At 70.9% G+C, this 15,223-nt stretch carries 14 protein-coding genes; 7 read left to right on the top strand and 7 right to left on the bottom strand.

Annotated elements, in window-relative coordinates; all coding sequences use genetic code 11:
* Window positions 1–20 precede the first annotated feature (20 nt).
* From Pflav_RS42705 to Pflav_RS42685, 5 genes are all read right to left on the bottom strand, one after another.
* A complete protein-coding gene (locus Pflav_RS42705; protein WP_173042130.1) occupies window positions 21–863 on the bottom strand; it encodes a carbohydrate ABC transporter permease in 843 nt (280 codons plus the stop codon).
* Complete coding sequence (locus Pflav_RS42700) at window positions 863–1,843, bottom strand: carbohydrate ABC transporter permease (protein ID WP_173042129.1); 981 nt, start codon at window positions 1,841–1,843, stop codon at window positions 863–865. Before Pflav_RS42700 ends, Pflav_RS42705 begins: the two co-directional genes overlap by 1 nt.
* Before the next feature lie 70 nt (window positions 1,844–1,913).
* Complete coding sequence (locus Pflav_RS42695; protein ID WP_173042128.1) at window positions 1,914–3,218, bottom strand: extracellular solute-binding protein; 1,305 nt, start codon at window positions 3,216–3,218, stop codon at window positions 1,914–1,916.
* 76 nt (window positions 3,219–3,294) lie between these two features.
* Window positions 3,295–4,239, bottom strand: coding sequence for a MurR/RpiR family transcriptional regulator (locus Pflav_RS42690; RefSeq protein WP_173042127.1), 945 nt, complete (start codon window positions 4,237–4,239; stop codon window positions 3,295–3,297).
* A gap of 666 nt (window positions 4,240–4,905) precedes the next feature.
* A complete protein-coding gene (locus Pflav_RS42685) occupies window positions 4,906–6,018 on the bottom strand; it encodes a geranylgeranyl reductase family protein (RefSeq protein ID WP_173042958.1) in 1,113 nt (370 codons plus the stop codon).
* 19 nt (window positions 6,019–6,037) lie between these two features.
* On the opposite strand from Pflav_RS42685, the gene Pflav_RS42680 reads away from it, so the two are divergent.
* A complete protein-coding gene (locus Pflav_RS42680) occupies window positions 6,038–6,997 on the top strand; it encodes a nucleoside hydrolase (protein WP_173042126.1) in 960 nt (319 codons plus the stop codon).
* Here Pflav_RS42680 and Pflav_RS42675 read toward each other — a convergent pair.
* Window positions 6,954–9,293 carry a HelD family protein gene (locus Pflav_RS42675; RefSeq protein ID WP_232072580.1) on the bottom strand — a complete coding sequence of 780 codons (2,340 nt, stop codon included), beginning with the start codon at window positions 9,291–9,293 and terminating at the stop codon, window positions 6,954–6,956. The two genes, Pflav_RS42680 and Pflav_RS42675, sit on opposite strands and share 44 nt — an antisense overlap.
* Before the next feature lie 394 nt (window positions 9,294–9,687).
* Between Pflav_RS42675 and Pflav_RS42670 the strand changes: the two genes are divergently transcribed.
* From Pflav_RS42670 to Pflav_RS42650, 6 genes are all read left to right on the top strand, one after another.
* Window positions 9,688–9,879, top strand: coding sequence for a hypothetical protein (locus Pflav_RS42670; RefSeq protein WP_173042125.1), 192 nt, complete (start codon window positions 9,688–9,690; stop codon window positions 9,877–9,879).
* Between the two features lie 79 nt (window positions 9,880–9,958).
* Window positions 9,959–10,570 carry a hypothetical protein gene (locus Pflav_RS42665; RefSeq protein WP_173042124.1) on the top strand — a complete coding sequence of 204 codons (612 nt, stop codon included), beginning with the start codon at window positions 9,959–9,961 and terminating at the stop codon, window positions 10,568–10,570.
* Between the two features lie 182 nt (window positions 10,571–10,752).
* Window positions 10,753–11,259, top strand: a complete 507-nt coding sequence (locus Pflav_RS44465) for a type 1 periplasmic-binding domain-containing protein (RefSeq protein ID WP_197938885.1) — start codon at window positions 10,753–10,755, stop codon at window positions 11,257–11,259.
* Window positions 11,211–11,678: a substrate-binding domain-containing protein gene (locus tag Pflav_RS44460; RefSeq protein ID WP_197938884.1), complete on the top strand. Its 468-nt coding sequence runs from the start codon at window positions 11,211–11,213 to the stop codon at window positions 11,676–11,678. The genes Pflav_RS44465 and Pflav_RS44460 overlap by 49 nt, the downstream gene beginning before the upstream one ends.
* Complete coding sequence (locus Pflav_RS42655; protein ID WP_173042123.1) at window positions 11,678–11,881, top strand: hypothetical protein; 204 nt, start codon at window positions 11,678–11,680, stop codon at window positions 11,879–11,881. Before Pflav_RS44460 ends, Pflav_RS42655 begins: the two co-directional genes overlap by 1 nt.
* 101 nt (window positions 11,882–11,982) lie before the next feature.
* A complete protein-coding gene (locus tag Pflav_RS42650) occupies window positions 11,983–12,345 on the top strand; it encodes a hypothetical protein (protein ID WP_173032664.1) in 363 nt (120 codons plus the stop codon).
* 41 nt (window positions 12,346–12,386) lie between these two features.
* Here the strand turns inward: Pflav_RS42650 and Pflav_RS42645 are convergent, their stop codons facing one another.
* The gene (locus tag Pflav_RS42645; protein ID WP_173042122.1) at window positions 12,387–15,209 is read right to left on the bottom strand and encodes an ATP-binding protein; all 2,823 of its coding nucleotides are present in this window, start codon (window positions 15,207–15,209) and stop codon (window positions 12,387–12,389) included.
* Window positions 15,210–15,223: the final 14 nt, after the last annotated feature.

The raw sequence follows: 15,223 nt of genomic DNA, 5'->3' as shown, positions 1-15,223 counted from the left end.
TTACGTGGAGTACGCCGGGGTCAGCCCTTGACTGCGCCGGCCGTGAGGCCGACCGCGATGTTGCGCTGGACCAGCAGGAAGAACACGACCACCGGCAGCGAGGTGATCAGGGCGCCGGCCATCAGCGGGCCCCACGCGGTACCGCGTTGGGTCTGGTTCTGGAGGAGCCAGGCCATGAGGTTCTGGGTCTCCGGGTTGTTGAGCGTGTTGATGACGATGAACTCGTTCCACGCCTGGATGAACCCGTAGACCGACGTCGCCACCAGGCCCGGCCCGGTCAGCGGCAGGATGATCCGGTAGAAGGTCTGCCACCGGCTGCACCCGTCGACAAGCGCCGCCTCGTCCAGCTCGCGCGGCACCGCGGCGATGAAGCCGCGCAGCGTCCAAACGGTGTACGGCAGGATCAGCACGATGTAGGTAAGCGAGACGCCGAACAGGGTGTTGGTGAGATTGGCCTGGTTGAGCATCAGATAGAGCGGGATGAGCAGCGCGAGTAGGGGCACGAGCTGCACGCCGAGGATCACCACGATGAGCGCGCGCCGGCCGTAGAACCGGAACCGGGCGATCGCCAGCGCCGCCAGGAAGCCGACCACCATGGCGCCGACCACCGCGGTCGACGTGATGATGAGGCCGTTGCGGAGGTCCACAAGGAAGAACGGCGCCTTGATGGCGGACTTGAAGTTGTCCAGCGTCGGGTTTTGCGGCCAGAACGACGGCGTGAACGAGAGCACCTCGGACGCCGGCTTGAACGCCGTGTTCAGCACCCAGTAGACGGGGAACACCATCACGACGACAAAGAGCACGCCGACGGTGTTCGCGGCCACCGTGCCCGCGCGGGAGCGCTGGGAGCGTGGAGTGGACATCAGTCGACGTCTCCAATCTGGAACATCTGCCGGATGTAGAACGCCATCACGCCCAGCATTAGCAGCACGGTGACCACCGAGATCGCCGAGCCGACGCTGTACTCACTGCGCCCGAATGCCTGCGTGAACGCGTACGTGGCGAGGGTCTGGTACTCCTGCTCGGGCTTGCTGTCCCGCAACGCCCAGACCTGGGTGAAAAGGCCGAAGTTCCAGATCACCGAAAGCGTGGTCACGATGACCAGCAGGGGGCGCAGGACCGGCAGGACGATGTTGCGCAGCGTCTGCCACGCGCTCGCGCCGTCGACCAGCGCCGCCTCGCGCAGCTCGTGCGGCACCTGGGTGAGGCCGGCGTGCAGGGTGATCGCGAGGAACGGGATGCCGGCCCACACGACGAGCGTGGTGATCACGATCCAACCCTGCTTCGGGTCCGCGAACCAGCTGTGGTTGGCGAAGTCCACGCCCGGGATCTTGTCGATCAGGTAGTTGAGCACGCCGAAGTCGGCGTCCACCATCCACTTGAAGATCTGCGCGGAGACAAGCTGCGGGATCGCCCAGACGAACATCATCGTGATCACCATCGCCACCCGCACGGCGTTGCTGACCCGCCCCATCAGCAGTGCGACCGCCAGCCCGAGCACGATCGAGATGGCCACCGAGACGACTGTGAAGACGGCGGTGCGGAGTACCACGCTCCAGAAGACGCCGTCGGTCAGGATCTGCGTGTAGTTGTCGAAGCCGATCCACGGCGGGGTCGCGCCCGAGAAGAGGTGCCGCAGCTGCATGTCCTGAAAGGACACCACGAGCATACGGCCGAAGGGATATGCCAGCAGCGCGGCCAGCAGGATCAGCGCGGGCAGGGCGAGGTACAGGGGTGTCCACTCACGACGACGCCGCCGCGGTACCCGGGCGCCTGGTTTGTCTGGTGTGGACGGCGCGGCCGGCGCCGACGGCGCGGTCGCCGGGCTCTCGACGGCGTGCATCGCTCTCCTTTCTCAGGGCTTGCTGGGGATGGCCGCGCCGCCCGCCGGCGGCGGGCGGCGCGGCACCGGGTCACCCGTTGAGGGTCTTCTCGATCTCGCCGTCGGCCCATGCGGCGGCGTCGGCCACCGACTTCTTGCCGGTGACGATGTCGCGCTGCATCTGCTGGAGCACGGCCGCCTTCTCGACGTCCGCCCACTTCTCGGCCATCGGCACGAACCAGCTGCTCTTGGCGGCCAGCGCGGTCGCCTCGTTGCCCGTCACGGCGGCGGCCTTGTCGAGCAGGTTCGTCGCGTTCGGCAGCACGCTCTTGGCCAGCAGAGCCTCCTGCGACTTGGTGTCGGTGAAGTACTTAATCCACTCAGCGGCCAGCGCCTGGTTCTGGCTCTTGGCCGCGACACCGATGTCCGAGCCGCCGAGGAAGGAGGGGATGCCCGGCATCGGCGCCGATGCGACCTTGCCCTTCACCTTCGTGGCGACAAGCGCGGAGTTCGGGTCGTTCGGGTCCTTGCGCTGCTCCTGTGCGGCACCGACCTCCCAGCCGTTGCCGTAGAACATCGCCGACTCACCCTGGGCGAAGATCTGGGCCTGGTCGTTCTCGTCCTTGGTCACGTCGCCGGCCGAGTACGCCTTGACCAGGTCGGCCCACTTCTGGAGGCCGGCCTGCGCCTGCGGGTCGGAGAGCGTGCCGGTCCACTTGTCGCCGTCCTTCTTGGCGATCTGCCCGCCCTCGGCGTACACCCAGGACATCGCGGCGTACCAGTACGCGCCCGGCATGTAGAAGGTCGCGAACTTCTTGTTGCTGCCGTTCTTGGTCTTCAGCGAGTCGGCCGCGGCGGTCAGCTCGGCGTAGCTGGTGGGCGCCTTGACGCCAGCGGCCTCGAAGAGGTCGGTGCGGTAGATGAGCACCCGGGCGCCCGCGTAGTAGGGCACGCAGTACGTCTTGCCGTCCAGCTCACACGGGCCGGAGAGGCCCTTCAGCCAGTTGGCGGAGTTCTCGAAGCGGCTCTTGTCCAGCTCCGCGAACGCGCCGCTGAAGACATACTTGGGCATCTCGGTGTTGCCGAGCTCGACCACGTCGGGCACGTCGCTGCCGGCGAGCGTGGCGTCCAGCTTGGTGAGGTGGTTGGCCCACTGCTGGTACTCGACGTTCACGCTGGCGCCGGTCGCCGCGGTGAACCGGGCGTTGGCGTCGTCGACGACCTGCTTCCAGCTGGTCTGGGCGTCCACCATCAGCCAGACCTTGAGGGTCTTGCCCTTGCCGTCGAGAGCCTGGGCCGACGTGTCGTTGGCCCCGCTGTCGTCGGAGCCGCCACACGCGGCCGCGCCGAAGAGCGTCGCGGCGAGCGCCGCGGCGATAGCGATCCTGTGTCTCACGGATCCTCCAAAGGGGTGATGGGTGTTTCGGGTGTTGGTGATGGGTGTTTTCCGTGCCCCCGCGGTGCTGGGGAGGTCAGTGGAGGCTGTGTCGGTTGGCGCCGGGGTCACCGTGCTTGGCGGCCTTGTGCGGGTCCACAGCCTGTGCGGTGCGCTGGAAGGCCGCGTGGGAACGTTGGTGGGTGCGCTGGGCGACCGCCACGTAGAGCAGGTCGAGGACGACGAGCTGCGGGTGGCGGGCGGAGAGCGCGTCCGGCCGGAACGTCGTCGCCTGCGTGGCGGTCAGGAGCACGACGTCGGCCAGCTCGGCGAGGGCCGAGCGGGGGAAGCTGGTGAGTGCGATGGTGGTTGCTCCGTGGCTGCCGGCCTCGGCGAGCATCTCGATGGTTTCCCGGGTCTGTCCACTGTGGGAGATTCCCAGCGCCACGTCTCCCGGTCGGGAGAGCGCCGCGCTGGCCAGTCCGTTGTGGACGTCGGTCCACGCCCAAGCCGCCACACCGATACGGTGGAGGCTGAACTGCATCTCCTCGCCGACGAGCGCGCTGCCGCTGGCGCCGAAGATGCTGACCCGCGACGCGCCGGCGATGGCCTGCGCGGCACGCTCCACTTCGGACAGGTCAAGCAGCGCCGCCGTGTCGTGCATGGCACGCGTGTCCGCCGCCATGACCTGTTCGAGCACCTTCGTCAGCGGGTCGCCGGGCTCGATCTCACGACCGATGTCGACGCTCCAGCCGGCGGCCCGCGCCCGGCCGGTCTCGGCGGCGATGCCGAGCCGCAGGTCCGCGTACCCCTCGAAGCCGAGGGCCCGGCAGAACCGGGTCACGGTGGCCGGCGAGGTGCCGCTCCGCTCGGCCAGCTCGACGATCGTGGACCGCGCGGCACTCGCCGGATCGGCGAGCACGAGCTCGGCCACACGCTGGAGCGCTCCGGTGAACTCCGGCAGCTTCGCGCGCACGGTGGGGATCACCGACGCGTCGACCACCGCCGTCGGCGCGTATCCGTCCACCTCGCGCTCGACCATCGGCAAGCCCTTCAGAAAAGAAACTTAACTGTAAGTGGTAATATTTCTTACTGAAGCGCGCGTCAAAGTCAAGAGCCTGGGCGGGGTTTTCAAACCGTTACGCGCCAGCCGCCGGGGCAAACCACATCAGACACCCCAACCCAGACCCTCCAACGCCCCGATCGTTCGTCCCGAGTAATCGTTAACCCACTCTGAGTCGAACCGATCTTCCACCAACATGGAAGCGCTCCCGGCCACAGACCGCCCCAAGATCGACGCCTGGCAGCACCCAAAAGGACCATTGAGCTACCGCGATGTCCGCCGTGGTCTGGACCGCTGCTCCCGCGGCCTCACCCTGCGCGGTTCACAACCCCGGCCTCGCGGCCGGCGCGAAGAACTCTGGATCTAAAGATCTTTCGGCGTGGAGGTCTGAGCAGATCTCGCGCAAGCCCGGACGCCGGGCTTGGCCACAGGACGCCTAGGGGCGGCGCTTTGGCTGGTTTGTCCGGGGTGCTGCGGGCTTCGAAGCCGGGGTGCCGCCGGCTGAGACGGCCGACGGCGGCCGCGAGGCGGGGGGTTGTGAATCGCGGAGGGTGAGGCCGCGGGAGCAACGGTCCGGGCCACAACGGACATCGCGGTAGCCCAAATCTCCATTGTGGAATGTGTCCACAGTGGATGGCATTGGGTCTAGCTGATGGCGCGGAGGGCGGCGCGGATCGGGCGGCGGCGGACGGCGTCTAGGAGGACCGGTTCGCCCTGGCAGAACCTCGTGAAGAGGCGCCAGCCGGGCGGTGTCGCGAGCAGCGCGTGGAACATTCCTGGCCGGCTTGTGTAGGCGGCCAGCAGCCGCCGCCCCGCCCACATCTCGCGGCCCAGCTCGGCCTCCACAGTGGACTCGTATCGGCTGAGGTCGCCGGCAGCGGCGGCCTCGCCAGCGTACGTGCCGGAGCGTAACGCGAAGCTGATGCCCTCGCGGGTCCACGGCTCGAGCAGCCCACCCGCGTCGCCGGCCACCAGCACGCGGCCGCGGCGCAGCGGCGAGTCCGCGGCCCGGCAGCGGGTCAGGTGGCCGGAGTCGTGCACCGGCTCGATGCCGGACAGGCCCAGCCGCTCGACGAAGCGCCGCAGGTACGCCTTTGTCGCGGCGCCCTTGCCGCGCTCGGCGATCACCCCCACCGTGAGGCGGTCGCCCTTGGGGAAGACCCACGCGTACGAGCCGGGGATCGGGCCCCAGTCGATGAGCAGGCGGCCGCGCCACCGCTCCTGTACGGGCGGCGGGATGGGCAGCTCGAGTTCTAGGCCGAGGTCCACCTGCGCGTACGCGACGCCCACGTGCCGGGACGTGATACCCGACGACCCGTCCGCGCCGATCACGGCGCGCGCGGCGACGGGCGTACCAGAGGATGGCCGGACCACGACGTGGCCGCCGGCGTCGTCGAGGCCACGGACCGTGACCCGCTCGCGGACCTCGGCCCCCGCGTCGGCCGCGGCCTTGCGGAGCGCGTGGTCGAACGCCTCTCGGCGCACCATCGACAGCAGCGGGCTCCCGCTGGAGCGGGTGATCTCGCGGCGCCCGTCGAGCGTGAACGTGGCCCGGTCGACCCGGTCGTCCGCGGGCACGTCGATCCGCTCCCGCACGGCTGCGAGCGAGGTGCCGATCAGGCCACCGCCGCACGTCTTGTACCGCGGATGGGTAGCCTTCTCCAGCACTACGGTGCGCGCGCCGGCCCGTGCCGCGGCGTACGCGGCGGACAGGCCGGCCGGCCCCCCACCGACGACGGCGACATCCCACATCTCCACTCCGCGCAGAATAGCCACCGTGGCTATCCCGATGATCCTCGACTGCGATCCCGGGCACGACGACGCGCTGGCTATCATGCTGGCCGCCGCCGACGCCCGCCTCGACCTGCTGGCCATCACCACGGTGGCGGGCAACACGACCTTGGACAAGGCCACCCTGAACGCGCGCCGGGTGTGCACGATCGCGGGCATCTCCCGGGTACCTGTGGCGGCCGGGTGCGACCGCCCGCTGGTGGCCGAGCTGCGGGTCGCGGACGACATCCACGGGGAGAGCGGGCTGGACGGGCCGGCGTTCGGCGAGCCGACCGTGCCGCTGGCCGGCGAGCACGCGGTGGCGCTCATGCGGCGGCTGCTGCTCGACCACCCCGAGCCGGTCACGCTCGTGCCCACCGGCCCGCTCACGAACGTGGCGACGCTCCTGCGGGACCACCCCGAGGTGGCCCCGAAGATCCGCGAGATCGTGCTGATGGGCGGCTCGACCGAGCGGGGCAACATCTCGCCGTACGGGGAGTTCAACATCTTCGTCGATCCCGAGGCCGCCGACCTCGTATTCCGCGCCGGACTGCCGGTCACCATGATCGGGCTAAACGTGACCCACCAGGCGCTGGTCACGCCCGATGTGGTGGCCCGCTTCCGGGCGCTGGGCACGCCGCTGGCCGAGGCGTGCGTGGAGCTGATGACGTTCTTCGGGTCGGCGTACGAGCGGGTGTTCGGGCTGGCCGACCCACCGCTGCACGACCCGATCGCGGTCGCGCGGGTGATCGACCCGTCGCTTGTCGCGTGCGTGCCCGCGCCGGTCGCGGTGGAGCTGACCGGCGCGCACACCCGCGGCGCCACGGTCGTCGACCTGCACCGGCGCACCGGCGCGCTGCCGAACGCCCAGGTCGCGCTGGATCTCGACGTGCCCCGCTTCTGGGACCTGCTGGTCGACGCCCTTACGCGGCTGTCAGGATCCCCAGACGCTGCGTCGCCCTGGTGAGGGCGACGTAGAGGTCGTTCTGGCCGCGCGGCGACTCGGCCACGATCGCGTCCGGGTCGACCACCACCACCGCGTCGAACTCCAGGCCCTTCGCCTGCCGCACCGTGAGCACGGCGACCCGCTTCTCCAGGTCGGGCTGGGCGCCGAGCACCACCTCGGGTACCGCGTCGGCGATCGGCGGGCCAAGCTCGGCGATCCGCCCGGCCGGCACGATCACGCCGACCCGGCCGTCACCGACCTCGGCGGCCTCGTCGAGGACGACCTTGGGCAGCTGCGCCGCGTCCAGCGGGCGGACCCACGGCTCGACGCCGGTCTGCCGCACCGAGCGGGGCGGCTCCAGCGACGGGTCGATCCGGGCCAGCACGTCGGCCGCCACCGCCATGATCTCCGCGGGCGTACGGTAGTTGACCTTGAGTTCGGAGAGCCGCCAGCGGTCGGCCACGTACGGCGCGAAGATCCCGTCCCAGGAGGAGGTGCCGGCCAGGTCGCCGGTCTGGGCCACGTCGCCGACCGCGGTCATCGAGCGGCTCGGGCAGCGCCGCATCAGCAGCCGCCAGGCCATCGGCGACAGCTCCTGTGCCTCGTCGACGATCACGTGCCCGAACGCCCACGTGCGGTCGGCGGCGGCCCGCTGCGCCGCGGTGAGCCGGTCGCCGTCCTCGTACCGCTCGGCCAGCTCGCTCGCGCCGATGATGTCGGTCGCGGAGAGGATCTCGTTTTCCACCTCGTCCTCCGCATCGATCGACACCGAGCCGCGGGCGATCTCCAGAGCACCCTCGGCGTACGCGATGCGGGCCTGCCGCAGCCGCTCGGCCAGCGCCGCCTTGCTCGCCTCGTCCTCGCCGAGCAGCTCGGCCGCCTCGTCCAGGAGGGGCACGTCGGCCGGCGTGAACCCGCCGCGCGGGTCCCTCCTGAGCGCGGCCCGCTCGCTCTCGGTGAGCAGGGAGGACGCCGCGTCGAGGCGCTTGTCGGAGGCGAAGAGGCCGGCCACCAGCTGCTGCGGTGTCAGGATCGGCCACAGCCAGTCGAGCGTGCCGAGCACCTCCGGCTCCTTGCGCAGCTCGCGGCGGATCTCGGCGAGGTCGCCCTCGTCGAAGAGGATCTCCTCGCCCGGCGCGTCGTCGCCGCCCAGCGGATCGTCCGCGTACGGGTCGGTGCCGATCTTCTCGGCGAGCTGGGTGGCGAGCGAGTGCACGATCTCGGTGTCGAAGAGCGCCCGAGCCAGGTTGTGCGGCTTGTCCGACCGCCGCGCCCGCTCGCGCGCGGCTCGCACTGTCGCCGGCTGGAGGTACAGCGTCTCGCCCTGCGCGGCGGTCTCCAGGGTGATCGGCAGCGGCTCGTCGGGCAGCCGCTGCCGGTCGCGTACGGCCGCCGCCAGCACGTCGGCCATCACCGGGCGTCCCTTGATCTCGGCCACCTCGGCGGGCTCGGAGCGGCGCGCGATCACGCCCGGGAAGAGGTCGCCGAGCGTGCCCAGCAGCACGCCGGTCTCGGCGAGCGACGGCAGCACCTGGGAGATGTACCGCAGGAACGTCTGGTTCGGCCCCACGATCAGCACAGCGCGGGTGGAGAGCTCGCGGCGGTGCGTGTAGAGCAGGTACGCCGCGCGGTGCAGCGCCACCGCGGTCTTGCCGGTGCCCGGCCCTCCCTGCACCACCAGCACGCCGTCCAGCGGCGCCCGGATGATCCGGTCCTGCTCCGCCTGGATCGTCTCGACGATGTCCCGCATCCGGCCGGTACGGCTCGCCGACAGCGCGGAGAGCAGCGCCGCCTCGCCGGTCAGTCCTTCGTGGACGGACTCGCGGGCCGCTTCGAGGTCGAGCACCTCGTCGTCCAGCGCCACCACGGAGCGGCGGCGGGTGCGGATGTGCCGGCGCCGCGTCACGCCGTCCGGGGACGCCGCGGTCGCCAGGTAGAACGGCCGGGCGGCCGGCGCCCGCCAGTCCACCAGGAGCGACCGGTGGTCGTGCGCCTCGTCGAAGATCCCGATACGGCCGATGTACCGAGGGTTGTCGCCGGGCCCGTCCCCATCCGCGGCAGCGCCCTCACCCTCGCCCTCGTCGAAGTCGAGGCGGCCGAAGCAGAGACCGGCCTCCACGGCGCCGTACTGGGCCACCTGGTCCGTGTACAGCGCGACGCCGCTGTCCCGCTCCGTCTTCGCCTGCGGGGTGCCGCCGGCCTGGCGCAGCAGCGTCGCGAGACGGCGTGCGGACTGCTCGCGCATCTCGTCCAGCCGTCGATAGAGAGCCGAGACGTAGCCCTGCTCGTGGGAAATCTCCGCGGAGTTGCTTGACAAGGCGGCTCCCTGGTGCTCTATACTAACCGACGTGAGGGGCAGCTTGTGCTGCCCTTTTGTTGCGTTCAGCCGCTAAAGATAGCGCACCGGGCAGCGGTCTGGCTCCCCGATCGGCAGCACATTTTTTCTGAACCCCGCGCCCCCGCCCGATCCATAGTGGACAGCGGGCGCCGGGGCAGGGCAACGGGCGTGCCGAGCAGCCGAGGAACAACCGGGAGTCCTATCCCGTCATGGCACTCGGCCGACCCGGCAGTCACCCGGTCAACGTACCGAACTTGCCAGCCGGACCGAATCATTGATCACATGGGGCGTAGCCATGGATGCGGTAGTTGCCTCGATGCAGCAAGATGAACGGATGCCCAGCTCAGATGCCCTTGATTTGGAGGGGAACGCAGTGACAGACGGGACACCCGGAGTGACACCCACGGCGACCACCGCACCGGCGGAGGCCACCTGCGCGCACTGCGGGCTGCCACTCGCGCTCGACGACATCTGGGGCTGGATCCACGCGAACGGCCGCTACCTCTGCTACGACCCGAACACGGGCGAGCCGATGTCGATGCCCGCGGAGCCGTCCTTCACCTGAGGGCTTCTCAACCGATACAGAGCTTGGCATCCCCGGCGGGAGGCGGGACCATAAGGCGGACGGCCCTAGGGAGGGCACGATGCCCCGCCTGTTGCCGCGCATCTCACCGGAGCCACCGCCGGAGTACATCGAGTTCGTCGAGCACCACCTCGACGAGCTCCGGCGGGATGCCGCCCGCGTGGTCGGCACGGAGCAGGACGCCGACTACCTGTACCCCGACGTGCTCACCGACGTCGCGGTACGGTGGGGCTGGCTGCGCCTGCGCCGGCGCCTGCTCCTGCCGGACACGACGGACGTGTACCTGCGGCGGGCGTTCACCCGGCGTGCGGACAGCTGGCGCGCCCCTGACCTGCTGCCCCTCGAGTCGCTGGGCGAGGCGTGGCCGGTCGAGGTGCAGGTCTGGTCCACCGGCTCGGTCGACCCACCGCCGCCACCCCCACCACAGCGGGTCGCGTCGAGCGTCGCGCTTCGGCTCGCGCCGCACCTCGACCCGACCCAGCGACCGCAGGCCAGCCCGCTGGCCGAGGCGGCCGTGGCCTGGTGGCACGCGTGGGAGCTGCGCCGGCGGCGGCGCCGGATCGCGATCGGGGTGGTCGCGCTCATCCTCGTCGCATTGACAAACCGGCTCCCCAGCACCCGTCGACGCGGGCCGGCGACTGGGTGGAGTTTGGGGTTGCGGTTTCCTCGGTGAGGAGTACTGTATCGATTTAGAAGCTCTGGATCGATACAGAAGGGCCACCCGGCCATGAAGCCCACGTTGCAGACCGTCGCCGACCGGGTCGGTGTCTCGCGCAGCACGGTTTCGAATGCGTACAGCCGGCCAGACCAGCTCTCCCCGAGCTGCGCGAGAGGATCTTCGACACCGCCCGCGAGTTGGGGTACTCGGGACCCAACCCGACCGCCCGCTCGCTGCGCAGTGGCCGGGCCGGCGCGATCGGGGTGCTGTTCACGACCGCGCTGTCGATCGCGTTCACGGATCCGTATGCGGTGCAGTTCCTGCGTGGCCTGGCCGAGGTGGCCGAGGACAACCACACCGGCCTGCTGCTGGTGCCGCTACGCGACGACGACGAGGGCGCGCTCGAGGCGGTGCGCAACGCGGCGGTCGACGGCTTCGTCGTCTACTGCGTCCCAGCTTGGTACCGGGCGATGGAGGCGGCCTGGGCGCGCGGCATCCCGGTGGTCAACTCCGACCGCCTCGGCTCGCTCTACGTCGGCATCGACGAGGTCGCCTCCACCCGCGCCGCCGGCGAGCACCTCATGCGCTTCGGCCACCGCCGGGTCGCGATCATCGCCGACTACATCTCCCCGACCGCCGCACGGGCGAGGTCAGCGTGCCGTCGGTCGAGGATCTGGGGTCGTATGTCAGCCGCGAGCGTCTGACCGGCTACCGGGACGCGTTCGCGGCGGCCGGGCTGGACTGGTCCGACGTGATCACGATCAGCTCCGGCGGAAACAGCCGGGAGTTCGGCGCGGCCGCCGCGGCGTACGCGCTGGACCGCTCACCCCGGCCGACCGCGGTGGTGGCCACGACCGACCTGCTCGCGCTCGGCGTGCTGGACGCGCTCGCCGCGCGCGACCTGCGCCCCGGCCGGGACGTCTCGGTGATCGGCTTCGACGACATCCCGGACGCCGCGCACGCCCACATGACGACCGTCCGGCAGCCGGCCCTGGAGCGTGGCCGCGTCGCCGGGCGGCTGCTGCTCGACCCGCCGGACGACCCCACGCAGCGCCGGATCGTCCTGCCGACCGAACTCATCGTCCGGGCCTCGACCGGCCCCGTACCCACAGGGAGCATCTGATGTTCGATCCGACTGCGATGATCATGGCGGACAAGGCCACCAAGCACCACGTGCTGTCCGCCCGCCCACAGGCCCCCACGACGCCCGAGCGGCCACCAAGGCAGCGAGGAGATTCGATCCGCCAGCGCGCCGCCACGACCCTGCGCCGGCTCGCCGACAAGGTCGAGCCGCGCCGCGTCGAGACCTGCGCACCAGCGACCTGACCTGCGAAGACAAGATATCCGCCACCCCCTGGCGTAGGTCTCGTTCCAATGTCGTTGAGGTGGCGGATCTCTCGGACGTCCGGTGCGACGAGCCTAGGTACGTGAGCGTTATGCATCGTGGCGACGAGGACCTCCACTACAGCGACAACTCCCACCGGTGGATCGCACCGCCGGAGATCGAACAGGCCATCTGGGAGGCCGGCCTGCGGGCGCACATGCAGCAGCACCGCACGACGATGGGCGGCCCCTTCAACATCAACGAACTGATCGAGGTGCCGCGGGCCCGCATTCCCGCCAGCGACAGGCGAGTTGATCCCCAAACCATCGATCCTGGTATTCCCGCATGGCCGAATGGCTCACGGGAATGCCAGGATCGCTTTTTGTGCAAGTTGCTCGGAGCATTTTGCGAAGCGCAGCGTGTTTCCGTGCAGTTAACCTCGGAGACCGCACATAACGCTCGTTAAGACGTCCCCGATTCAGGGGACTCCGTCACGGAGCGTAGCGCTTACGATGCCTGCTCAAGCTCTGCGCCGCGCCGGCTCGCCTCGCGGGCGATCTCGGTGCGCGAGTGCAGCTGGAGCTTGGCGAGGATGTGCGAGACGTGGGTCTGCACGGTACGGCGGCTCAGGAAGAGGTGCGCCGCGATCTGCGGGTTGGACATGCCCTCCGCCACAAGCCCGGCGACCTTCGTCTCGGTCGGGGTGAGGCTGCCCCACCCGCTGTCGGCCCGGCGGTGCCGCGCGTGCGGGCCGCGGCGGATGCCGTACGACCGGAACTTGGCCTGGGTACGGGCCAGGTCCCACTCGGCGCCAAGCTCGCTGTAGATCCCATACGCGCTGGTGAAGTGGGTGCGTGCGCCGCCGAGGTCGCCCCGCTCGGCGAGAGCCGCGCCGGCCGCTTCGAGGGCCTGCGCGCGGGGCAGCGGACGCCCGGCGGCCGCGTAGTGCTCGGCGGCGGCCAGCAGCAGGTCCGGATCACGGTCGACCAGGCCCCGGCAGTGCGGCGCGACGGCCAGGTGGTGAGGGACGTCGGAGTCGCCCGCCATCGACTCGGCCCGCTCGACGAGCGTGGCCGCGGTCCGCTGGTCGCCGACCTCCATCGCCAGGCGCGTGGCCTCGGCGAGCAGGCCGGCCGTCTCTTCCATCTCCTCGGTGTCGAGCATGCCGTCCATGAGCTCGGCGAGCGCTTCCTTGGCCGAGCCGGCCTGCTCGCGCTCAAGGCTCTTGGCCAGCGCCAACGCGCAGATCACCAGGTCACCCAGGCGAGCGGCGTGCTCCTCGGCCTGGGACAGATGGCGGGCGGCGGACTGGTCGCCCCGGTGCAGCCGGATCTTGGCGGCGATGCCCAGGTCGAGACACTCGGCGGACGGATCCTTGGACACATTCGAGACGAGGTCGACCTCGGCCAGCGCGTCGTCCCACCGGCCGGCCTCGAAGAGCAGCTCGCCGAGCAGGCTCTGGGCCTGGCCGAGCCGCACGAGGTTGCCCACCTCGTCGGCCATCTGCCGGGCCTGCACGACCGCGGGGATGGCGACGTCGTACTTGTCGAGGTTGGCCAGGACGGCGGCCTGGTTGATCTGGAGGCCCAGCCGCAGGTCGGCGAGGCCCGGCTCGGTCTCGGCGACGGAGAGGGCACGCTCGAACAGGGGCAGCGCCTGCGCCGAGTTGCCCCGCATCGCCTGGACGAAGATCATCGTGCCGAGCGCCCAGCCGATCGCCCAGCGGTCGCCCGCCTCGGTGGCTCCGCGCAGCGCCTCGTCGGCGACCTGGCCGGCCGTGTCGAGCCGGCCCAGCATGCAGAGCGTCCGGGCCTTGAGCACGAGGAGCCGATGCCGGGTGCGCCCGAGCGGCCCTCCCAGCGCCCGCTCCAGGGCGGTGAGAGCCTCCTCGGCGCGCCCTTCCATCGCCCAGCACTGGGTCAGCGTCCAGTGCAGGTCGACCAGGTAGTCGGGGCGGGTCACGTACTCGAGGGCACCGGTCGCCACCTCGGCCGCGCCGGCCGCGTCGCCGGACTTGTAGAGCGCGTCCGCGAGGCGGCAGGCCAGCAGGTCGTGGGGCGCGACACCGGCGGGGATCGCGGCGACGGCCCGGCGCAGCAGCGGGATCGCGGCACCCGGCGCCCGGGCCACCAGGCGCTGGCCGGTGTCCACCAGCCACTGCACCATCCACTCGTCGGCGACGCCGGCCGAGCTGTCGCCCTGGAACGCGGGCAGCAGCTGCCGGGCGACCCGCTCGGCTGGGGCACCGCCCCGGGCCAGCGCCTGAGCGGCGTCGCGGTGCCATGCCGCGCGGACGGCCGCCGGCATCTCCTCGTACAGCGCGGCGCGGATCAGCGGGTGCCGGAAGGCCAGCGCGAAGTCGTTTTCCCGGAGCACACCGGCGAGGATCGCCTCGTCGAGCACCGGCATCAGCTCGCCCACGCCCTGGCCGGAGACCATGGCCAGCTCGGAGACGGAGAAGTCGACACCCAGCAGGGCGGCGGCGCGCAGCAGGCCACGGCCGGGCGCGGAAAGGAACTCGACGCGGTCAGCGATCGCGGCGGCCAGGGAGCCCGGGGTACGGGTGCCGGTCGCCTCGACCTGGCTGCCCTCCTTGGTCAGCGCACCACCGCGGGCGAGCGCGTCGACGAGCTCCGTGACGTAGAGGGGGTTGCCCGCCGCGCCGGCCGCGAGCTGTAGCAGCCGCGGGCCAGGTCGGCCACCCGCCGCCTTTTCGACAAGGCGGGCGACCTCGGCGTCGGAGAGGCTGTGCAGCCGCTGGCGATCGGCCGGCTTGACCGACCGGCTCAGCGCCTTGAGGTCTTCGCGGAACGGCACCGGCCGCATCACGCCGGCCACGAGCAGCGGGAGCTGGTGCACGGTACGGACCAGGCGGCCCAGCGTCTGCACGGTCGCCGGGTCGGCCCACTGAAGATCGTCGACGACCAGCAGGACCGGCGCGCCGGTGCACAGCTCGTCGACCAGGGACAGCAGGCGCTCGGTCGCGGCGGCCACCTGGTCGACGCCGTTGCCAGGGGAGGAGTCGGTGCGCAGCAGCTCGGCGATCTCGGCAGGTCCGCGGTCGACCGGGGCCGACTCGAGGGCGTCCAGCAGGGGCAGGAGCGGGAATGCCTGGCTGAGCTCGTCGCAGGAGGCCCAGAAAACCTGACAGCCGGCCGTTTTGGCCTCGTCGGCCACCGCACGCATGAGTGTTGACTTGCCGATGCCCGGCTCGCCTTCCACAAGGACCGCGCGACCCCGACCGGCCGCCAATGCGGTGACCCACTCGCGCGTGCGATCGAGATGGCGCCGCCGCCCGATGAGGGAGGGGGCATAACGCGTCTCGATCATGGGAACCTCACCCT

Origin of the sequence: Phytohabitans flavus (assembly GCF_011764545.1) — a bacterium.
GTDB classification, from domain to species: Bacteria; Actinomycetota; Actinomycetes; order Mycobacteriales; family Micromonosporaceae; genus Phytohabitans; species Phytohabitans flavus.
Note: the sequence above shows the minus strand (reverse complement) of the source record. Positions and strands in the feature narration are given on the sequence as shown.